This window comes from Marivita sp. (genome assembly GCF_020055635.1).
Classification (GTDB): domain Bacteria; phylum Pseudomonadota; class Alphaproteobacteria; order Rhodobacterales; family Rhodobacteraceae; genus Marivita.
Genome location: NZ_JAIPUT010000049.1, coordinates 1 through 20908, shown reverse-complemented (window position 1 = coordinate 20908; position 20908 = coordinate 1). Strand labels below are relative to the sequence as shown.

Sequence of the window (20908 nt, the reverse complement as noted above, 5' to 3'; positions counted from 1 at the left end):
GATCAGAAATCGACGGTCAGCGAAAGGCCCACACCCAAGGCGGTGTTGTCTTCGAACTTCACGCCCGACGCGTCCTCGGCATCGCCGATCCACGCATATTCGAGACCGCCGCGCAGGGTCATGTTGTCCATCGTATACTGACCGCCGACGCCAAGGCTGACCAGACCGTCCCGCGGCGCAAGGCGCGAGGTGACGTCGCCGTTGGGGGCCTCGTAGGTCACTTGGGCAAAGCCCGACAGATCGTCCGTGAAGGCGCGGCCGACACCCAGCCGCCATGTCGTGCGGTCATTGTCAAAGCCGGTCACCGCGCCGCCGGTCACGTCCTCGTATTGCGGCGTGCGGACCTCCCATTTCGACCATTCGGTCCATTTGACCTGACCGAAGACCAGCGTGCCGGGGGCAACGCCCGTCTGGAAGTCGAGCGCGAAGACCTGCGGCATCTTCACATCCGTGTCGCCGCCATCCGTGTCGATCCCGAGACCGGCGAGGGATTCGCTGGTGTCGAAGCTGTGGGTGATCTCGCTTTGCCACGACAGCGCCACGCGCAGCGCGATGTCGGGGATTTCGTAGGCGACGCCAAGAATTGCGCCCCAGTCGCCGACCCGGCTGCCGCTGGCGTCGTATTTCATCGAGGTGCCGAAATCCTGCGCGGCGGCGCCAAGCGTCTGGGCGCGGGCGCCCAGTGTCTGCGCCTGCGCGCCAAGCGCCTGTGCCTGCGCGCTCAGTTCCTGGGCAAGGGCAACATCACCGGCCTGGGCCGCGGCTTGCGCTTCGGCGCCAAGTGTCTGCGCCTGCGCGCCAAGCGCCTGCGCCTCGGCGCCAATGCTCTGGGCATTGCGGCCGACCGCGCTGCGCACCAGCAGGTCCGGGATGGCGATGTCCGCCTGGCTTTCGACATAGCGCGCGCCGGCAAAGACCGACACCCGGTCGGTGAGGCGGTACTTGCCCACCACGGCGACCTGATCGCTGTCCCATTCCGCGGTCAGACCGGCATAGACACCTTGGGTGTATTCCGCGCCCGCGCCATAGGGATTGTTGACGAACAGGCCGAAGGTCAGCTTTTCGGTGAAGTCGTTTTTGTAGGCCAGCCCGTAATTCGTGTAATCCGTCAGCATGTTGCCGGTGTCGCTTTCGCCGCCGCCGGCGGCCGTGAGCTCGGGGGTGTATTTGCCCGACAGCTCCGGCTTCACGTGCGAAAAGCTCAGCTGAAGCTGATCGTTCGGCGTGAACAGAAATCCGTAATCAATCGTGGAGCGTTCGATTCCGTCCGCCTGTGCCGCACCTGCGGTCACGGCAAGCGCAAACACGCTTGTCATCATTCGTGTCATTGGACCCTCATCCCTGGTATTTTGTGTTCCCTCACACGCAGAGCTAGCTAACTGCGCGGGAAACGGTCAATTTTGACCGTACGTAAGCTAGCCACGAATTCCGCAGCGTCACATAGTTGTGACTCATATGTTACGAACGGGTGCTTGACCAGATGTTGTAATAATTCGCGCCGAAAATGAGCGCCGCACCAAGCAGCACGAACGGGTCCAGCGGTTCGGCATAGAGGACGACTCCGACGATGGCGATCACCGGCAGACGGGTGAAATCGATCGGCATCACGATGGTGGCGGGGGCCAGCGACAGGGCGGTGGTCAGACAGAAATGCGCCACCAGACCGGCCACGGCGATCACCACGACCCAGGGCAGGTTGGCGGCGGTGGGCAAGGCGATGTCACCGTCGAAACCGGCAAAGGCCAATCCCAGGAACGCTTGCATCACGGTCAGGTAGAACAGGATGCAGGTGATGGTCTCGGTCCGGGTCAGCTTGCGGGTGAACACGGCCGACCCGGCAAAGCCGATCGCGGCAAGCGCTGCGGTCACAAGTCCGACATGATAGGTCTCGGGGCTGGGGCGCGTCACGACCAGGATGCCGATGAAGCCGATCACGGCGGCGATGGCCTGCGACCGGGTCAGCTTTTCCCCCAGCACAAGCGGCGCCAGCACGATCACCCAGAGCGGCGAGGTGAATTCCAGCGCGAAAACCTGCGCCAGCGGGATCACGGTGATCGAGTAGAACCACAGGTTCTGACCTGCGAAGTGACTGATGTTGCGGATGAAATGCAGGCCCATCTTGCGCGTGCGCACTTCGGGCAAGGTGCCGGCCAGGCCGGCGATCGTGACCACGATCACCACGCCGATCAGGCTGCGATACATCATGATCTCGAACGTATCCAGATCGAGGCTCACCGCCCGGCCGGCAATGGCCATCGAGGTGAAGGACACGATGGCGCCCAGCATCCACAGGCAGGCCTGCACCGTCGGAGACAGGCTCACAGGCGGATCGGGAGGAACATTCACGCTGCGCGACATCGGCCTGGTCACTTGCGCGGCAGGTGGCAGCAGCCGGTCACGAAGCGGTCTGCATCCGGTCCGGTGATCCGCGCGTTGATCGTCCAGCCATAGCTCCGGTCGCTCATGCCGTCGGAGCACATGGTGCCGGAAACGATCGCGGCCGCGCTGTAATCATCACCTGACAGGCGCAGGTACAGCGGGCTGCCCGAACGGCCTTCGGCGACGCGGCTTTGGGTTACCGCCATGCTGGCGTCAGGTTCCGCGGGTTGGGAATAGGTGCCCGCGTCAGCCGACAGAGACAGACCCCAGAACGGCTCGGTGCCGGTGCAGGACAGGCCCACCGGAATGGCGCTGTCCCCGATGGTCACAACGCTGTCCGGCGCGAGGAACCGCGCCGCCACCCAGCCATCGCGTTCGGCAAGGCTGATCCGCGCCCAATCGCGGTTGGCATCGAATCCCAGCACCTCGACCATTTGCGCGTCATGTGCCAGATCGCCGATGTCTTCGCTGTCCGCAGAGGGCGCGGCCCGCACGTTCAGCGTGTCCTGCGCGGCAACGCCGGTCACGCGATGATAGCTCGGGTCCGCCTGCACGAGGGAGGGCAGCCCAAGCGCCACCGCAACAAGGCTGGCGCGGATCATTCCCATTCGATCGTTCCCGGCGGTTTGCTGGTGATGTCATAGGTCACGCGGTTGATGCCCTTGACCTCGTTGATGATCCGCGTGGCGGTTTCGCCAAGGAAATCGTGGCTGAACGGGTAATAATCCGCGGTCATGCCATCGACGGACGTGACGGCGCGCAAAGCGCAGGCAAAATCATAGGTACGCCCGTCGCCCATCACACCCACGGTGCGCACGGGCAGGATCGCCACGAAGGCCTGCCAGATCTCGTCGTAAAGGCCATGTTTGCGGATCTGGTCGATATAGACCGCGTCCGCCTTGCGCAGGATGTCCAGCTTTTCGCGGGTGATCTCGCCGGGGCAGCGAATGGCAAGGCCGGGGCCGGGGAACGGGTGACGCCCGATGAAGCTGTCGGGCAGGCCCAGCTCGCGCCCCAGTTCGCGCACCTCGTCCTTGAACAGTTCGCGCAGCGGCTCGACCAGCTTGAGCCCCATCTTTTCCGGCAACCCGCCGACATTGTGGTGGCTCTTGATCGTGACCGAGGGCCCGCCGCTGAAGCTGACGCTCTCGATCACGTCCGGGTAAAGCGTGCCCTGGGCCAGGAATTCCGCGCCTTCGATCTCGTTGGCGTATTTCTGGAACACGTCGATGAAGAGGCGGCCAATGATCTTTCTCTTTGTCTCCGGGTCACTTACGCCATCAAGCTCACCCAGAAACAGCTCCTGTTCCTGGGCATGAATGACCTGCAAATTCATGTGGTCGCGGAACATCGCGACGACCTCTTCCGCCTCGTTCAGGCGCAAGAGACCGTGATCGACAAAGACGCAGGTCAGCTGGTCGCCGATCGCCTCGTGCAGAAGCGCCGCCGCAACCGAACTGTCGACCCCGCCGGACAGCGCGCAGATCACGCGTCTGTCGCCGACCTGGTCCTTGATCTTGCGGATCGCCTCTTCGCGGTAGGCGTCCATGGTCCAGTCGCCCTTGAACCCGGCCAGTTGCACGAAGTTCTGATACAGCGTCTTGCCATTGGGGGTGTGATGCACCTCGGGGTGGAACTGCACGGCGTAGAAATGCCGCGACCGGTCGGCGGTGATCGCGAAAGGCGCACCCGGAGATGTGCCCAGAACCTCGAAATTCGGTGCGATTTCAGAGACATGGTCGCCGTGGCTCATCCAGACCTGTTCGCGGCCCGATCCGTCCATGAACCAACCGTGAAGCAGGTCATCGCGTTTGTCCGAGGGCTTGACCCAGGCGCGCCCGAATTCCGCCGTCGCGTGCTCACCGGCTTCGACCTTGCCGCCCAAATCCTGCATCATGACCTGTTGGCCGTAACAGATGCCAAGGATCGGCACACCCAGATCATAGGCCTTTTGCGGCGGGCGCGGAGACCCGTCGCGCATCACGCTGTCCGGACCCCCGGAAAAGATGATCGCCCTGGGCGCGAAGTCGGTCAGGAAATCCTCCGTCACGTTCTGGAACGGGTGGATTTCGCAATAGACATTCAACTCGCGCAGGCGGCGCGCAATCAGCTGCGTCACCTGGCTGCCGAAGTCGATGATGAGAAGGCGGTCGTGATCAAAGGTGCTCATGGCTCCTGATAGGCAGAGCCTTGGTAAATGGCAATATTGCCCGGACGCTTTCGCTGTGTTGGCAGGTCACTCCATGCGGTTGCGCGTGATGACGGCATTGGCCAGCCGCGCACCGAAGATCCAGACCAGGAAACACAACACGATGGTGATGCCGAATGGCACGGTCGGGCTGGCGAATCCGATCCAGGCGACGACGATGCCGGCCAGGAGGACGGCGAACATCGCGGCGGTTCTGACGGGGGCAAAGCGCATGGGATTTCTCCTTATGTCTCGCGGTGACAACCCGCGCCGCGCGGGCTGGTTCCGAAAAGGCGCCAAAGCCCGACGCCATGTCGCATCGCACGGGCCGGAATGTCGCTTTCGCAACCAACTAGCCGCAATCTGTCCCTGACGCGCTCCGGGCTCATACTAAGGAAGGTGCACCGGAGAATGTGCCGGGGGATCAATCGGACCCGAATGGAGGGCAGGCATGGCAGAAGCAGAAGCACGCAGACGGTCACGCGGTGGTGGCGGTGCGGCGCGACGGGCAGAGCGCACGGCTGTCTCTGTCGAAACGGCCGGGTACATTCAGCGCAATATCCCGAATTTCGAGATCCTCAACGACGAGGCGCTCGATATCATCGAGACGAACGCCGAAACGGTGCTGGCCGAGATCGGCGTGAACTTCGTCAACAACCCGGCGGCGCTGGATCGCTGGCGCGAGGCCGGGGCCGAAGTGACCGGTGAACGGGTGCGAATCCCCCGTGGCCTGGCGCGCAAGCTGTGCAGCACCGCGCCCGCGACCTTTACCCAGCACGCGCGCAACCCGGCCCGGTCGGTCGAGATCGGTGGCCGGAACCTTGTGCTGGCGCCCGTCTACGGCCCACCCTTCGTGCATGACGCCGCCGGCGGCCGCCGCTATGCCACCATGGCCGATTTCGAGAAATTCGTGAAGCTGGGCTACATGTCCAAATGGCTGCACCATTCCGGCGGCACGGTGTGCGAACCGACGGACATCGCCGTCAACAAGCGCCATCTGGACATGCTCAAGGCGCACATGACGCTGAGCGACAAGCCGTTCATGGGCTCCGTCACCGAACCCAGCCGCGCGCAGGACAGCGTCGAGATGTGCGAGATCCTGTTCGGCAAGGACTTCGTGCAGAACAACACCGTGATGACCTCGCTCATCAACATCAACTCGCCGATGACCTTCGACGACGTGATGATGGGCGCCCTCGAGGTTTATGCGCAGAACAACCAGGCCTGCATCATCAGCCCGTTCATCGTCGGCGGTGCCATGGCGCCGGTGTCGGTGATGGGGACGCTGACCCAGGTTCTGGCCGAAGTGATGGCGGGCATCGCCTACAGCCAGTTGGTGCGCCCCGGTGCGCCGGTGATCTTCGGCGCCTTCGTGACCTCGATCGACATGAATTCGGGTGCGCCGACCTTCGGTACGCCCGAAGCCAGCCAGATCACCTATGGCGCAGGGCAACTGGCCCGCCGCATGGGTCTGCCGTTCCGGTCAGCAGGGAGCTTCACCGGCTCCAAGCTGCCTGACGCGCAGGCGGCCTACGAGACCGCGAACAGCCTGAACATGGGGCTTTTGTCCGGTGTGAACTTCATGCTCCACGCCTGTGGCTGGCTTGAAGGCGGGCTGGTCGCGTCCTTCGAGAAGTTCGTCATGGACGCCGACCAGCTGGGCGCGCTGCACAAGATGGCGCAGGGCGTGGCGACCGATGAAGAAGCGCAGGCGATGGGCGCGATTGCCGAAGTGGGGCCGGGCGGGCATTACCTTGGCTGCGCGCACACGCAGTCGCATTTCAAGTCGGCGTTCTGGCGGTCCGAGGTGTTCGACTTCAAACCCTACGAGACCTGGATCGACGACGGCGCGCGCGACACCTTCATGCTTGCCAGCGAACGGGTGCAGCGCCTGATCGACACCTATCAGCAGCCGCCGCTCGATCCGGCGATCGAGCAGGCACTGAGCGATTACGTGGCCCGTAAAAAGGCGTCGATGCCCGACGCCTTCATGTAATCGCGGCGGGAGTTTCGGCCTGTGCCTGCGCGCGCAGAAGGCGGGATTCTCCCATCACCGCGGTCAAGAGCTCGACATGCGCGGCGACGCTGTAACAGGCGTCGCCGTTCTCGCGTTGCGCGTTCATGTCGGCCTCCATCGCCATCAGGCGGACCAGTGCCGGACCCGTGCGCGGCATCACGCCATAGCCCAGCAGCCGCGGCAGCCGCGACTCGCGCCGGTAGGTGTCGGCCCCGATCCGGGCAGCACGGATCAGCAGGCGCGGGCGGCGCAAATTCGAGAGTTGGGTCAGTAGATCTTGCATGAGGGTCCCCTTGTGGTCTGGCGATGGAGGCCAGATGAACAACGGCATCATGACACAACCCTAAGATGTGTTGCGTGAACACGCGTTCTGCGAACGCTGCCATTCCCATTTGTTTACTAATTGGAAACAAAAACTTCCCTAGCGCCAAAAGTTAACAAATCAGAAACATTTGCATCTCTAGGTTGTGTTTCGTCTGTGGATAAGCCTGGGGATAATTTCTGACGAACTGGAAATGGGGGATCTCGATGACTGACCTGCACCACCTCCCGGCCCGCAAGGGTCTGGATGCGCTTTTGCCCGAAACTGCGCGGCGGTACCTGGAACACACCGCCGAAGGACGCCCGATCCGCGACATCGCCCGTGAGGCGGGATGCCATGCATCCACCATCCTGCGCCAGGTTCGTAAACTCGAAACCCAGCGGGAAGACCCGCTGATCGACCAGCTCTTGCGCGGTTATCCCGAAGCGGACGGGGGGGCGACCCGGATCACCCGCCTCGATGCGGCGACCGATGCGCTGCGACAGCTGTGCGAGCCGCGCGCGATCCTGATCTACAGCGCGGATCTGCCGAAACCGGCTATCGTCAAGACGGTCGCAGAGGGGGATACGCTGTTGCTGGGCGCCATCGACGCCGATCTGGCCGCGGCGCTGGTGTTGCGCGACTGGATCGCTCCGGTGGGCGGGGCGTCGGTCAAGCGCTACCGGGTCACATCCGAAGGCCGCAGCGCGTTGCCGGGGCTGGTCGCGGCACGGGATGCACGGGCCTTGCGACCTGGGGATGATCCGTTTTCGGACCTTGCCCATGCCGGCCCGGATCGCCGTTCGCGCAACCGTGCCATCTCGAACGGACCCGGCTCCGAAAGCCCGCTCACCGCGCTGGCGCGGCGGCGTGGCCCGGATGGCAAGCCGTTCCTGCCGCCGGATTTCGTCTTGGCGGGTGATCGCCTTTACGAGGATTACGTCGTCGCCGGGTTCGGCGACACCGATCTTCTGGGCTGGGATGGGCCCGACGCCCTGAAGCGGCATTACGATGGCGCGCGCAGGCTGACCGATACGCGGCAGGGCGCCGCCATTCTACGGACCCTCGACGCGATCATCGACCTTGGTCCGGGCCTGAGCGAGGTCGTCCTGCGCTGTTGCTGCCTGCGCGAAGGGCTGGAGGCAACCGAGAAACGGCTGGGCTGGTCGGCGCGGTCCGGCAAGGTGGTGTTGCGCATCGCCCTGCAGCGTCTGCACCTGTTCTACGCGGGGACGCGCGCCAAGGGGGGGCTGCTGATCGGCTGACGCGTCTTCGACATCGGGACAGATCCGGGACAGATCGACGCAAGGCGCAGGACGCTGTCGGGCATATCCCTGTCTGATAGGGTGCGGATAGGGTGCAGGAGGTACTCGTTACGGAGGGAATTTGAAAGCCGCAACGCAGCTATGCAACACTGGTACTACCTCCTGCAGTTCTATATGTTAAAGCAGTTCGAACCTGACATTGCGGGGAAAAAACGTTGCGCGACCTCAAGATACCGGAACAGCGTCATCCAGAGAAAGCCCATCGTCCGGATAACGCACAGCCCAAGAAGCCAAGCTGGATCCGGGTGAAAGCCCCCGGCGGCGAGGGCTATAACGAAACGCGCCGGATCATGCGCGAACACAAGCTGGTCACCGTGTGCGAAGAGGCGGGCTGTCCCAATGCCGGCGAATGCTGGGGGCAGGGACACGCCACCATGATGATCATGGGGGACATCTGCACCCGTGGCTGCACCTTCTGCAACATTGCGACGGGCCGTCCCGACACGCTGGATGCGTTCGAGCCGGGGCGCGTCGCGGATGCGGTGCAGAAACTGGGTCTGAACCACGTGGTGATCACGTCGGTGGACCGGGATGACCTTGACGATGGCGGCGCCGAGCATTTCGCCCAGACCATCCGCGCCGTGCGGCACCGGTCGCCGGGAACGACGATCGAGATCCTGACGCCCGATTTCCTGAAATGCGCACCTTCCGCGCTTGAAACGGTGGTTGCGGCGCGGCCCGACGTGTTCAACCACAATCTTGAAACCGTGCCCGGCCTCTATCCCGAAGTGCGCCCCGGCGCGCGTTATTTCCATTCCCTTCGCCTGTTGCAGCGGGTCAAAGAGATCGACCCGGCAATCTTTACCAAGTCGGGCATCATGGCGGGCCTGGGCGAGGACCGCCAATCGGTGTTGCAGGTGATGGACGACATGCGCGCGGCGGATGTGGATTTCCTGACCATCGGCCAATACCTTCAGCCGACGCCGAAACACCACGCCGTGGATCGCTTCGTCACGCCCGAGGAATTCGCCAGCTACGAGAAAGCCGCCTTCGGCAAGGGGTTCCTGATGGTGTCGGCCACGCCGCTGACCCGGTCATCCTATCACGCCGGCGACGATTTCGCCCGTCTGCGCGCCAATCGGGACGCCAAGCTGGCCAAGGCCTGAGCGTCCGAACGCTTCTGGCCGAAGCCGTCAGGGCTTTGGCTGGGGCAACGCCTTGAGATAGGCGACAACCGCCTCGCGGTCGCTGGCGGGAAGTTGCGCGAAATTCTCGATCACCGCCACCATGTGACCGCCGGCACTGTCGAAATCCGGGGTGAACCCGGTTTCGAGGTAATAGGCGATCTCGGTCGGTCCCCAGGTCAGTTCGTCCGGGGTCAGCGCCGGGATGGTGCCACGCCCGGTCGGGTTCGGCGCGCCTTCAAGCCACGCCGACCTGTCCAGCCCCCCCAGCGCGGTGCGGGGCGTGTGACATTCCCCGCAATGCGCCAACGCCTCTACAAGATAGCGCCCGCGCTCGATCTCGGGCGTGTCGGCTGAGGCCATCACCCAGTCATCTTCAAGGTAAATCTGTTTCCAGACCCCGACAGAGCGGCGGATGTTGAACGGAAATCCAACCTCGTGCGGTTGGCTGGGGGTCGCGTCGGCGGGCAGGGTTTGCCAATAGGCCCAAAGATCGACCACGTCCTGATCCGTCATGCGGGTGTAAGACGTGTAGGGGAAGGCCGGATAATAATGCCGACCGTCGGGCGACACGCCCTGCTGCACCGCGCTGGCGAACTCGGCCAGCGACCAACTGCCAAGGCCCCCTTCGGGATGGGGCGAAACATTGGGCGCCACGAAGGTCCCGAAATCGGACTCGAATCGTTGCCCGCCCGCAAGGACCAGCTTGGCATCGCCCTCTGCCTCCGGCGCTGCATGGCAGGACGCGCAGCCTGAGGCGATGAAGATGGTTTCGCCGCTTGCCGGGTCACCAACGTGCCCGGCAAGGGCAGAGCTGTCAATCGGCGTGGCCCGCGTCACGAAGAACCCGGCCGCCGCAATGGCCGCCAGGACAAGTGTGCCTGTCATCAAACCACGCCGCATGGGTGCGGATCAGCTTTCGGGGGCGCGATGCGTGTCGTGACAGGCCTTGCAGGCGCCGCCGATCTGACCCATCGCGGGGCCAAGCGCCTCGACACCGCCGGACGCCGCCGTCTGGATCCCGGCCGCTGCGGTTCCGAGATCTTCCCACTTGGACAGGAAATCGACCTTGTCCTCCCAGATGGTGGGCTGTGCGCGGGTGCCGTCGATGGACATGTTGTCCGAACCTTCGGGCCACATGGGCGGCTGTTGAATCATCGACACGCCCACCAGCGAGTCGGCCGCGGCCTGAGCGGCCTCCGCGTCGTAGTCGATCTTGCCCTGCGCCATGCCGCCCAGGATGCCCAGGTTGATGGCCATGATGCGGAACTGCCCCTGCCGCGCTTTCAATTGCGCCGAGAAATCTTCTTGTGCGTAAACCGACGTGCCGCATCCCAGTGCGGCGAAGGCGATTGCAAATGCGAGATGCTTTTTCATTAATTTGAACTCCCTGAACACGATAAGACCTAAAAACTAGTATGCCCGGCGCGATGCACAAATTAATTGTTAGAAAATGCAAAGAGGGTCCGCATCCATGCACAAGCTGAACTGGGACGATCTGCGCTTCGTGCTGGCGGTGGCCGATACCGGCTCGGTCAACGCGGCCGCGAAGGCGCTCGGGGTCAACCATGCAACGGTTCTGCGGCGAATCGCGTCCTTCGAGGAAAGCTGCGGCGGACCGGTCTTCGAACGGGATCGCAGCGGCTACCGGCTTCGTCCCAATCGCGCACCTGTGATCGAGGCGGCGCGGCTTGCGGCCCAGCATGTGCATTCCGCCGAGACCCTGATGCGCGGACATCGCGGCGCTTCGGGCAAGACCGTGCGCCTGACCTCGACCGATACGTTCTGCCAGACCGTGCTGGCCTGGATCTATCCGGCCCTGTCGCGGCGCATTCAGCCCGACCGCCTGGTCTACATGTCGTCGAATGCGCATCTCGACATGGCCCGCCTGCGCGCGGATCTCGCGTTGCGCCCGGCGATGGTCCTGTCCGACGATCTTTACGGCAAGCAGGTCGCCGAGATGCGATTTGCGGTCTACAGGCGCGCCTCGGCGACCGATGTGCGCACCTGGCTGGGATTGACCGGTGCGCTGGAGCGCTCGGGCCCGGCGCAATGGATGGCCCGCGATATCGACTCGAGCGACATATCTGCCGGCGCCGACAGCTTCTGCCTGCTCACCCAGATGGTGGCGCGTGGCAGCGCGCAGGCGATCCTGCCCTGCATCCTCGGCGATGCCTCCCCCGAACTGGTGCGCGTCCCGTCTGCGGCGCCGGACATGACGGTGCCGGTCTGGATCGCCTGTCACCGCGATCTGGCGGGCAGCGACCGGCTGCAAGGGCTCATGGACGCGGTGGAAAAGCTGCTGCAGCCACATCTTTCGGCGCTCGCCGGAGAGCAGGACGTGGCGAAACGTCCGGCGTGACCCGGTTCAGCGGGCTGCGGGGCAGGTCACGGTCAGTCTTCGGGAAAGCGCACCTTGCCGATATAGGGCAGGTTGCGATTGCGCTGTGCATAGTCGATGCCATAGCCCACGACAAATTCATCCGGGATCGAAAAGCCGATCCAGTCGGCGGCCACATCCGTTTCGCGCCGCGACGGCTTGTCCAGAAGCGCAATGGTCCGAAGCCGGTCCGGATTGCGCGATGCAAGCAGGCCGACCACGTGCTTGAGCGTATGGCCGGTGTCGACGATATCCTCGACCACCAGCACGTCCCGGCCTTCGATCCGGCCGCGCAAATCCTTCAGGATACGCACCTCGCGACTTGATTCCATGCTGTCGCCATATGATGATGCCTCGAGGAAATCGACCTCGACGGGCAGGTCCAGTTCGCGCACCAGGTCGGCGATGAAGACAAAGCTTCCGCGCAACAACCCGACGACCACAAGCTTGTCGGTGTTCTGAAACTCCTTGCGGATATCGGCGCAAAGCTCTTCGATCCGGGCGGCAATCGCCTTGGCCGAGATCATTTCGTCGATGACATAAGGACGCTTTGTCATAGGTTTCCCTTGATTTTTCGCGCGCACAATACGACATCCCCCGCCACTGTCACGGTCAAAACACAAGAGCAGATGCCCACACATTCCGAAACCCGCACCCTGCCGTACACGGCGCAACAGATGTATGATCTTGTGGCGGACGTGTCGAATTACCCCAAGTTCCTGCCCTGGACGGCGGCCGCCCGCATCCGCTCGCGCGAGGATCGGGGCGATCACGAGGTGATGCTGGCCGACCTCGTGATCAGCTTCAAGGTCTTCCGCGAACGCTTTGGAAGCCGGGTGGTGCTGTGGCCCGAGGTCATGAAGATCGACACCGAATACCTGGATGGGCCGTTCCGCCACATGCATTCGAACTGGGGCTTCAAGGATGTGGACGGCGGGGTCGAAGTGACGTTCTTCGTCGATTTCGAATTCAAGAACCGCATCCTGCAAGGGGCGGCGGGCATGTTCTTTTACGAAGCCATGCAGCGCATCGTGCGCGCCTTCGAACGGCGCGCGGCCGAGCTTTATACCTGACCGTCTTTCAGCGCCGCGATCAGAAGGCGCAACGCTTCGTCCCGCGCCGCCGCGCGCACCTGCGCCCGGCCAGACGCGCCGAATTCGACCGTCTTGGTCTGTACGGCGTGGGGGGTGGCAAGCCCGAAACAGACACGCCCCTCGGGTTTGCGCTCGGATCCGCCGGGCCCCGCGATGCCGCTGATCGACACCGCAAGCGTCGCCCCCGCCGCACCGCGTGCGCCCAGCGCCATTTCCAGCACGACCTCTTCCGACACCGCGCCATGCGCCTCGAGGGTGGCGGGCCGGACGCCCAGCATCTCGGTCTTGGCGGCGTTGGAATAGGTGACGAATCCGCGCTCGAATACGGCCGAGGACCCGGCGCAATCGGTGATCGCCGCCGCCACCATGCCGCCGGTGCAGCTTTCGGCGGTGGTGACACTCGCTCCCGCCTCGACTGCCAGCCGAAGCACCTCCTGCGCCAGGGTTTCGGTCACATCAGCACCATGTGGAACAGCGCCGCAAGGGCAATCACGCCGATGGCCGCGAACACCCCGGCGATCACGTCATCCACCATCACCCCAAGCGGATCGTTGCGCGCATCCGCCTTGCCCACCAGCCACGGCTTCCAGATGTCGAACAGCCGGAACAGCAGGAAGGCCGCGATCCAGCCGGGATACAACTGCCACAACTCGACCGACATCATCATCGCGCCATACCCGACCGGAAACAGGGCGACCCACTGGCCGGCAACCTCGTCGATGACGATATAATCCGGGTCATGGTCGACCTGGCCGCGCGTCACCTCGCGCGTGGCGATCCAGCCCGACACGAAGACGAAAAAGGTCAGGTTCAGCAGCAGCCAGAACCCGCCGAAGGACAGGATGGCATAGGCGACGGGCAGGGCGGCCAGCGACCCCCAGGTGCCCGGGGCAGGGCGCAGGTATCCGACGCCGAAAAACGTGGCGACAAGCTTCATCATGGCGCCACCAGAGCGGCTGTGGCGATGGCGGCGATTCCCTCGCCCCGGCCGGTGAAGCCCAGCTTTTCCGACGTGGTCGCCTTGACCGAGATATCGTCAACGGGAATGGACATGATTGCGGCCAGCGCGGCCCGCATCGCCTCGGCATGGGGGCCGATTTTCGGGAATTCGCAGACCAGCGTGCAATCGACATTGCTGACGGCGAATCCCGCGTCGCGGACCATCTGGACGGCATGTTTCAGGAAAATGTCGCTCTGCGCGCCCTTCCATTGCGGGTCTGAGGGCGGAAAGTGCCGTCCGATATCCCCGGCGGCCAACGCGCCGTACAAAGCGTCGGTAAGGGCGTGCATCCCGACATCCGCATCGGAATGCCCCACAAGCCCCTGATCATGCGGAACTTTCACGCCACACAGAACGACGTGATCGCCCGGCCCGAACTTGTGAACATCGTACCCATTGCCCAGCCGGACTTTCATCTTCAAACCCCTCGAAAACCTGTCTTTGGTCTACGGTCTGTTCGGGTCCTGTGCAATCGCCCCGGTTGGCTTGCCTAAAAATTAGGCAAGTGCGTTCGGTTGGTCTGTTTTTCAGGCTGATATCATTGAATGGTGTGCAGGCAAGGCGTAGCTCAAACTCATTCAGCAAGGATTGATAACGGTGTCTCCGTCGGTTCCACAAACATTGATGTCTCCGCCGGTGCTGCTGGCCCCGCTGGCCGGAATCACCGATCTGCCCTTCCGCAGCCTGGTGTCGCGCTTCGGAGCGGGGCGTGTCGTGTCCGAAATGATCGCGAGCGGTGAGTTCCTGACGGCGCGCCCCGGCAGCCGCGAAAAGGCCGAGCTTGGCGCGGACATCGCCAACACCTCGGTGCAACTGGCTGGCCGCACCCCCGAGGCGATGGCCGAGGCGGCCCGCAGGGTCGCAGCCATGGGGGCGCGGGTGATCGACATCAACATGGGCTGCCCGGCCAAGAAGGTGGTCGGCGGCTACTCCGGCTCGGCGCTGTTGCGCGATCTGGATCACGCCTGCCGGCTGATCGAGGCGGTGGTGGGCGCGGTCGACGTGCCCGTGACGCTGAAAACCCGGCTCGGCTGGGATGACGGATCGCATAACGCGGCCGAACTGGCCCAACGCGCCGAAGCCATCGGAATCGCGATGATCGTGATTCACGGCCGCACCCGCTGCCAGTTCTACAAGGGCCGTGCCGACTGGCGCGCCATCCGGCCGATCAAACAGGCCGTGTCGATCCCCGTCGTGGCCAATGGCGACATCGTCGACACCGCTACTGCCCGCACGGCGCTGTCCCAAAGCGGCGCCGATGGCGTCATGGTCGGCCGTGGCGCTCAGGGCCGTCCGTGGGCGCTGGCCGAAATCGCGGCCGACATCTATGGCACGCCAAGGCCGGTGATTCCAACCGGCACGGCGTTGGTCGACCTGGTGCGCGGGCATTACGACGCCATGCTTGGCTTCTACGGCCGCGACCTGGGCAGCCGCGTCGCGCGCAAGCATCTTGGCTGGTACATGGACGACGCTGGCACCCCTTCGGACCTGCGCCAGGCGATCCTGACCGCGAAAGACCCCGGATTCGTATTTGCGGCGCTGCCCGATGCGCTGCTGACAGGCAAGAGGCAGGCGGCATGAACGACGAATCCGGTCGCCCGAAGGCGGTGGACGAAGCCTCCATCTGGTCATCGCTGCCGGTTCCGGCGATCGTCATCGACGGCGACGAACGCATCCTCGACATGAACCCGGCGGCAGAGGGGTTCATGAACAACTCGGCCAAGTGGCTGCGCGGGCAACCGGTCTGGGACCGGCTGACCGTCGATGCCCCGATGGAAAAAAGCCTCGCCCGGGCGCGTCAGAACGGCACGCCCCTTTTCGTCAACGATGTCGATATCGGTCCGGGCTCGCGGCCGCCCTTGGTCTGCAATCTTCAGATCGCGCCGGTTCAGGGCCACGAGGGCTGCATGATCCTGCTGATCAGCCCGCGCGAGCTTGCCGGCCGGGTGAACCAGAGCCAGACGGTGAAATCCGCCGCCAAGTCGGCCATCGGCATGGCGGAAATGCTGGCGCATGAAATCAAGAATCCCCTCGCCGGGATCACCGGTGCCGCGCAACTGCTGAGCATGAACCTCAACAGCGGCGACCTTGAGCTGACCGACCTGATCGTCGCCGAAACCCGCCGCATCGTGAAACTGCTGGAACAGGTCGAACAGTTCGGCAACCTGTCCGTGCCCGAGCGCAAACCGGTGAACCTGCATGACCTGCTCGACCGGGCGCGCCGCTCCGCGCTGCTGGGCTTCGGCGCGCATATGCGGATCATCGAGGATTATGACCCCTCGCTGCCGATGGCGCTCGCCGATGGCGACCAGCTGCTCCAGGTCTTCATGAACCTCATCAAGAACGCGTCCGAGGCCGCCGATCCCAAGCAGGGCGGCACGATCCGGCTGCACACCTATTACGAGCACAGCTACAGCCTCCGCCGCGCCGATGGCTCGGGGCAGTCGCTGCCGCTTCAGGTCGAGGTGATCGACGACGGGCCGGGCCTGCCGCCCGAGATCCGGGGCGACGTGTTCGACCCCTTTGTCTCGGGCCGCGAAAACGGCACCGGGCTGGGCCTCGCGCTGGTCAGCAAGATCATCTCGGATCACGACGGCTGGGTCGCGGTGGACTCGGTTCCCGGAAAGACACGCTTTCGCATTTCGCTGCCGCAGGCACCGCGTAAACAAAAGGACTCAGACTGATGGATGGCACGGTACTTGTCGCGGATGACGACCGCACGATCCGCACGGTTCTCACGCAGGCCCTGACCCGGGCGGGCTGCAAGGTGCACGCCACCTCGTCGCTCACCACGCTGATGCGCTGGGTCGCCGAGGGCAAGGGCGACGTGGTGATTTCCGACGTGATCATGCCCGACGGCAACGGGCTCGAGATGTTGCCCAAGATCGCCCAGGACCGGCCCGACCTGCCGGTGATCGTGATCTCGGCGCAGAACACGATCATGACGGCGATCCAGGCCGCCGAGGCCGAAGCCTATGATTACCTGCCCAAGCCCTTCGACCTGCCGGACCTGATGAAGCGCACGGCCAAGGCGCTGGATTCCCGCACCCGGTCGCCGCGCCCGGCATCCGATATCACGCCCAGCGATGCGCCCGACGATCTGCCGCTGATCGGCAAGACGCCCGCGATGCAGGCGCTCTACCGGCTGGTGGCCAAGGTGATGAACACCGATCTGCCGGTGCTGATCTGCGGCGAATCCGGAACCGGCAAGTCGCTGATCGCCAAGGCGCTGCATGATTTCTCCGATCGCCGGTCCTTGCCCTTCGTCACGGTGACCGCCAACGACCTGTCCGACATCGAGGGCCCGGCGCGTATTCTCGCGCGGGTCCGGGGCGGCACGCTCCTGATCGACGAACTGGCGGATGTGCCCGACGAGGTACAGGCCCGGATCGTCCGCATGATGGACGGCCCCGGCGACAATGTTCCGCGCTTCATCGCCACCAGCCAGACCGATCCGGGGCAGGGCATTTCCAACAGCGGCGTGCGAGAAGACCTCTATTACCGCATCAGCGGTGCAACGATCGCCGTGCCGTCCCTGCGCGAACGGGTGGACGACATCGCGTTGCTGAGTGACCATTTCCTGGCCCGCGCCGAACGTGAAGGCGGCGCCAAGCGCTGGCTGTCGGAAGACGCCGCCGATTTGTTCCGCGCCTATAGCTGGCCCGGAAACGTGCGGCAGCTTGAAAACGTGGTGCGCCGGCTCAGCCTGACATCGCGTGCCGATGAAATCACCCGCGCCGAGGTCGAGAACGTTCTGGGCAACCAGCCCGAGACCGGCCCGGTGCTGCGCGGCGGCGACAGCGAGAAACTGAGCGCCTCGGTCGCGCGTCACCTGCGCCGCTATTTCGACCTGCATGGCACGATGTTGCCGCCGCCCGGCCTCTATCCGCGAATCCTGCGCGAGATCGAGGCCCCGCTGATCGAGATCGCGCTCGAGGCGACCGGCGGAAACCAGGCAAAATGTGCCGATTTGCTGGGAATTAATCGAAATACCCTCAGAAAGAAGATCACCGACCTCGATATTCAGGTGACACGGCGCCGCAAGTTGATGTAAAACTGCCACATAATAGTGTTCCGCCGGTGACGTAGTGTGGCGGAAACACATAATATGGTGGTGGCCGGGCTGCGCGGCACATAAAGGCGGGGGTTGGCTGTGGCCACCTGGGCACGCTCCTTGAATTGGACCCGGCTCAGCCGGATGCGCCGACAGCGGCGCTATCAGAACGCCCTGACCCTTGGTCTGGTGCTGCTCGGGCCTGTTCTCGCCGTTGCAACCATCCTTGTTCTCGGCCCGCTCGACAGCGGCACCGGGGCGCAGTTCAACCTGCGGCTGGTTCTGCTGGCCGACCTGATCTACGTGTTGCTGCTGGCCGCGCTGGTGCTGCGGCGCGTGGTCAACCTGATCGCCGCGCGGCGCGCCAAGTCCGCCGGATCGCGTTTGCATCTGCGCTTGACCGGGGCCTTTGCGCTGATGGCGCTCTTGCCGACGATCACCGTGGCGGTCTTTGCCGTGCTGACCATCAATATCGGCCTCGAAACATGGTTTTCCGACCGGGTGCGCAACGTCGTCGGCGCGTCCCTGTCCGCGGCCGAAGCTTACGAAGAGGAACATCGCGAGGCGCTGTCGCAGGATGCGCAGGCCCTGGCGGCCTTCCTCGACGCCAACCGCCGCGCCACCTTCATCATGGATGACGGCGAACTCCGGCAGGCGCTCAGCCAGGGGCAGGCGCAGATCCAGCGCGGGCTTCGCGAAGCTTATGTCATTGACGGTGCAGGGGAAATTCGTGCCCGCGGCGAAGGCTCATACCTGTTCGACTATGAACGCCCGACAGCAGCCGTGTTCTCCGAGGCGAACGAGAACGGCCTCGCACTGGTGCAGGACTGGGACAACAACGAGCTGCGGGCGATGGTCCCGCTGCTGGCCTTCACCGACCGGTATCTTTTCATCACCCGCGAGGTGGACGGGCAGATCCTGAACCTGCTCGACGATACGCAGGCCACCGCGCGGTTCTACCAGCAACAGGAAAACGACCGGGGGCGCGTGCTGTTCGATTTCGCGCTGCTCTACCTGGGGTTCGCATTCCTGCTGATCCTTGCCGCCGTCTGGCTGGGGCTGTGGTTCGCGGAACGTCTGAGCCGCCCTGTGGGCCGGTTGACCGGTGCGGCGCAGCGCGTCGGGTCCGGCGATCTTGACGTGCAGGTGCTCGAGGAAGACGGTGACGACGAGATCGCAATGCTCGGCCGCTACTTCAACCAGATGACCCGACAGCTCAAGGGCCAGCGCGAAACGCTGCTCGACAACACCCGTCAGATCGAACGCCGCCAGCGTTTGTTCGATTCCGTTCTGACCTCCGTGACCTCCGGGGTGGTGGGTCTGGACCCCGATGGGCGCGTGACCTTCGTGAACCGCTCGGCCGAACGGTTGCTGGGCTGGCAGGAGAACCAGCGCAGCGTGCAGATCACCGTCGCCGTTCCCGAGTTCGGCCCGCTTTTCGAACGTCTGCGCGAGCACCGCATCGAAACCGCGCAGGAAGAAATCAAGGTGTCGCGCGAGGGGCGTCTGGAAAACCTGCTGGTCCGTCTGTCGACGCGGCGGCGCGAAGATGGCAGCCTCGAAGGCTATGTGATCGCCTTTGACGACGTGACCGATCTGGTCAGCGCCCAGCGCATGGCCGCCTGGGGCGATGTCGCGCGGCGGATCGCCCACGAGATCAAGAACCCGCTGACCCCGATCCAGTTGTCCGCCGAACGCATCCGGCGCAAATTCCGCCGGCACCTCGAGGATGAGGACGCCAGTCATCTCGAACAGATGACCGAGGTCATCATCCGGCAGACCAACGACCTGCGGCGCATTGTCGACGAGTTTTCCAAGTTCGCGCGGATGCCCGAGCCGGATCGCAAGCCGGAGGACCTGGTGAATATCCTGCGCGGTGTCGTGCTGTTGCAGGAGACAGGCCAGCCCGATGTGCGGTTTGTGACCGATGTGCCACCCGATGGCATTCCGGCCGAGATCGACGCGACGATGATCGGTCAGGCCTTCACGAACTTGATGAAGAACGCCGGTGAAGCCATTGAAACATATATGGAAGTGAATCCAGATGCCGTGATTCAACCAGAGATTCACGTCACCTGTACCCGCGACGATCACAGCGTCGAGATTCGCATCGCGGATAACGGGATCGGGCTGCCCGAGGACGCCTCGCGGCTGTTTGAACCCTATGTGACGACGCGCGACAAGGGCACCGGGCTGGGCCTTCCGATCGTCAAGAAGATCATCGAGGAACATGGCGGCACGCTGGGGCTCGAACCTGCTGACGCCTTTGAGGGCACCGACCGGCGCGGTGCGATGGCGGTGATCCGGCTGCCGGTGATGATCGCTGCGGAACAGCCCGAAAATGACAACAAGGACCAGGCCGACAAGGCGCTGGCCGACCCGGAATTCGAGACATGATGATTAAAGTGGGACAAAGGTGAAACGATGAGTGACATTCTGATTGTAGATGATGAGCGCGATATCCGCGAACTGATCGGCGATATTCTGGAAGACGAGGGCTACACCACGCGGTTGGCCGGAAACTCTTCCGAAGCGATGGCCGAGATCAACACCGAAGAGCCTTCGTTGCTGATCCTTGATATCTGGCTCAAGGACAGCAACATGGACGGGATCGACATCCTCAAGACCGTCAAGCGCGACAATCCGGATGTGCCGGTGGTCATCATTTCGGGCCATGGCAACATCGAGATCGCGGTCGCCGCGATCAAGCAGGGCGCCTACGACTTCATCGAAAAGCCGTTCAATATCGACCAGTTGCTGGTCGTCATTCGCCGCGCGATGGAAACAAGCCGGTTGCGCCGCGAGAACCAGAAGCTCAAGCGCCGCGAGACCGACGTGGCGCAGATGGTCGGCGAATGTGCCGCCTATCGCGCGCTGGTGTCGAATCTCGACAAGGTGACGAAATCCAACGGTCGGGTGCTGCTGTCGGGGCCGGCGGGCTGCGGCAAGGAAATCGCGGCGCGCTATGTCCACGCGCATTCCAACCGCGCCAGCGCGCCATTCATCACGGTGAACTGCGCGGGTGTGGCCCCCGAGACGATGGAAG

21 protein-coding genes and 1 pseudogene are annotated in these 20908 nt (G+C 63.9%); 10 read left to right on the top strand and 12 right to left on the bottom strand.

The window, feature by feature from the left end; all coding sequences use genetic code 11:
* Positions 1-2 precede the first annotated feature (2 nt).
* The 5 genes from LCF60_RS18410 to LCF60_RS18390 all read right to left on the bottom strand — a co-directional run bounded on the left by LCF60_RS18410 (position 3) and on the right by LCF60_RS18390 (position 4801).
* Positions 3-1328 carry an outer membrane protein transport protein gene (locus tag LCF60_RS18410; protein ID WP_292293794.1) on the bottom strand — a complete coding sequence of 442 codons (1326 nt, stop codon included), beginning with the start codon at positions 1326-1328 and terminating at the stop codon, positions 3-5.
* A 130-nt stretch (positions 1329-1458) separates the two neighbouring features.
* Entirely contained in the window at positions 1459-2358 is a 900-nt protein-coding gene (locus LCF60_RS18405; protein ID WP_292293792.1) for a DMT family transporter, read from the bottom strand.
* A gap of 8 nt (positions 2359-2366) precedes the next feature.
* Positions 2367-2987 (bottom strand): SH3 domain-containing protein, encoded by a 621-nt coding sequence (locus tag LCF60_RS18400; RefSeq protein WP_292293791.1) that lies wholly within the window; start codon positions 2985-2987, stop codon positions 2367-2369.
* Positions 2978-4549 (bottom strand): glutamine-hydrolyzing GMP synthase, encoded by a 1572-nt coding sequence (guaA, locus tag LCF60_RS18395; RefSeq protein ID WP_292293789.1) that lies wholly within the window; start codon positions 4547-4549, stop codon positions 2978-2980. The genes LCF60_RS18400 and guaA overlap by 10 nt, the downstream gene beginning before the upstream one ends.
* A 66-nt stretch (positions 4550-4615) precedes the next feature.
* Positions 4616-4801, bottom strand: coding sequence for a hypothetical protein (locus tag LCF60_RS18390; protein ID WP_292293788.1), 186 nt, complete (start codon positions 4799-4801; stop codon positions 4616-4618).
* A gap of 217 nt (positions 4802-5018) precedes the next feature.
* Between LCF60_RS18390 and LCF60_RS18385 the strand changes: the two genes are divergently transcribed.
* Positions 5019-6563, top strand: a complete 1545-nt coding sequence (locus tag LCF60_RS18385; RefSeq protein ID WP_292293786.1) for a trimethylamine methyltransferase family protein — start codon at positions 5019-5021, stop codon at positions 6561-6563.
* Here the strand turns inward: LCF60_RS18385 and LCF60_RS18380 are convergent.
* The gene (locus tag LCF60_RS18380) at positions 6556-6867 is read right to left on the bottom strand and encodes a DUF6477 family protein (protein ID WP_292293784.1); all 312 of its coding nucleotides are present in this window, start codon (positions 6865-6867) and stop codon (positions 6556-6558) included. The genes LCF60_RS18385 and LCF60_RS18380 overlap by 8 nt on opposite strands.
* Before the next feature lie 245 nt (positions 6868-7112).
* Here LCF60_RS18380 and LCF60_RS18375 point away from each other — a divergent pair, with 245 nt between their 5' ends.
* Complete coding sequence (locus LCF60_RS18375) at positions 7113-8150, top strand: DUF6456 domain-containing protein (RefSeq protein WP_292293783.1); 1038 nt, start codon at positions 7113-7115, stop codon at positions 8148-8150.
* A gap of 215 nt (positions 8151-8365) precedes the next feature.
* On the top strand, positions 8366-9316 hold the full coding sequence (lipA, locus tag LCF60_RS18370) for a lipoyl synthase (RefSeq protein ID WP_292293781.1): 951 nt from the start codon (positions 8366-8368) through the stop codon (positions 9314-9316).
* A gap of 27 nt (positions 9317-9343) precedes the next feature.
* On the opposite strand, the gene LCF60_RS18365 is transcribed toward lipA, so the two are convergent.
* Together LCF60_RS18365 and LCF60_RS18360 are read right to left on the bottom strand one after the other, a co-directional pair.
* Positions 9344-10237 carry a cytochrome c gene (locus LCF60_RS18365; RefSeq protein WP_292293780.1) on the bottom strand — a complete coding sequence of 298 codons (894 nt, stop codon included), beginning with the start codon at positions 10235-10237 and terminating at the stop codon, positions 9344-9346.
* A 9-nt stretch (positions 10238-10246) separates the two neighbouring features.
* Positions 10247-10711, bottom strand: coding sequence for a cytochrome c (locus tag LCF60_RS18360; RefSeq protein ID WP_292293779.1), 465 nt, complete (start codon positions 10709-10711; stop codon positions 10247-10249).
* A gap of 97 nt (positions 10712-10808) precedes the next feature.
* On the opposite strand from LCF60_RS18360, the gene LCF60_RS18355 reads away from it, so the two are divergent.
* Entirely contained in the window at positions 10809-11696 is an 888-nt protein-coding gene (locus LCF60_RS18355) for a LysR family transcriptional regulator (protein ID WP_292293777.1), read from the top strand.
* A gap of 32 nt (positions 11697-11728) precedes the next feature.
* On the opposite strand, the gene hpt is transcribed toward LCF60_RS18355, so the two are convergent.
* Entirely contained in the window at positions 11729-12271 is a 543-nt protein-coding gene (gene hpt / locus LCF60_RS18350) for a hypoxanthine phosphoribosyltransferase (protein ID WP_292293776.1), read from the bottom strand.
* Positions 12272-12343: 72 nt separating this feature from the next.
* Between hpt and LCF60_RS18345 the strand changes: the two genes are divergently transcribed.
* Positions 12344-12787 (top strand): type II toxin-antitoxin system RatA family toxin, encoded by a 444-nt coding sequence (locus LCF60_RS18345; RefSeq protein WP_292293774.1) that lies wholly within the window; start codon positions 12344-12346, stop codon positions 12785-12787.
* On the opposite strand, the gene LCF60_RS18340 is transcribed toward LCF60_RS18345, so the two are convergent.
* From LCF60_RS18340 to ispF, 3 genes and pseudogenes are all read right to left on the bottom strand, one after another.
* On the bottom strand, positions 12778-13263 hold the full coding sequence (locus tag LCF60_RS18340) for a CinA family protein (RefSeq protein WP_292293772.1): 486 nt from the start codon (positions 13261-13263) through the stop codon (positions 12778-12780). The two genes, LCF60_RS18345 and LCF60_RS18340, sit on opposite strands and share 10 nt — an antisense overlap.
* The gene (locus LCF60_RS18335) at positions 13260-13745 is read right to left on the bottom strand and encodes a phosphatidylglycerophosphatase A (protein WP_292293818.1); all 486 of its coding nucleotides are present in this window, start codon (positions 13743-13745) and stop codon (positions 13260-13262) included. The genes LCF60_RS18340 and LCF60_RS18335 overlap by 4 nt, the downstream gene beginning before the upstream one ends.
* A pseudogene (ispF, locus tag LCF60_RS18330) lies at positions 13745-14218 on the bottom strand (2-C-methyl-D-erythritol 2,4-cyclodiphosphate synthase); the annotation flags it as partial. The pseudogene ispF and the gene LCF60_RS18335, both read right to left, overlap by 1 nt.
* A 214-nt stretch (positions 14219-14432) precedes the next feature.
* Here ispF and dusB point away from each other — a divergent pair.
* The 5 genes from dusB to LCF60_RS18305 form a co-directional block, all read left to right on the top strand.
* Positions 14433-15389: a tRNA dihydrouridine synthase DusB gene (dusB, locus tag LCF60_RS18325; RefSeq protein ID WP_292293771.1), complete on the top strand. Its 957-nt coding sequence runs from the start codon at positions 14433-14435 to the stop codon at positions 15387-15389.
* Positions 15386-16492 carry an ATP-binding protein gene (locus tag LCF60_RS18320; protein WP_292293770.1) on the top strand — a complete coding sequence of 369 codons (1107 nt, stop codon included), beginning with the start codon at positions 15386-15388 and terminating at the stop codon, positions 16490-16492. The genes dusB and LCF60_RS18320 overlap by 4 nt, the downstream gene beginning before the upstream one ends.
* Positions 16492-17862 carry a response regulator gene (locus LCF60_RS18315; RefSeq protein WP_292293769.1) on the top strand — a complete coding sequence of 457 codons (1371 nt, stop codon included), beginning with the start codon at positions 16492-16494 and terminating at the stop codon, positions 17860-17862. Before LCF60_RS18320 ends, LCF60_RS18315 begins: the two co-directional genes overlap by 1 nt.
* Before the next feature lie 144 nt (positions 17863-18006).
* Positions 18007-20259, top strand: coding sequence for a PAS domain-containing sensor histidine kinase (locus LCF60_RS18310; protein WP_292293817.1), 2253 nt, complete (start codon positions 18007-18009; stop codon positions 20257-20259).
* Between the two features lie 27 nt (positions 20260-20286).
* Positions 20287-20908: response regulator (locus LCF60_RS18305; RefSeq protein WP_292293767.1), on the top strand; the 622-nt coding region annotated here is incomplete at its 3' end.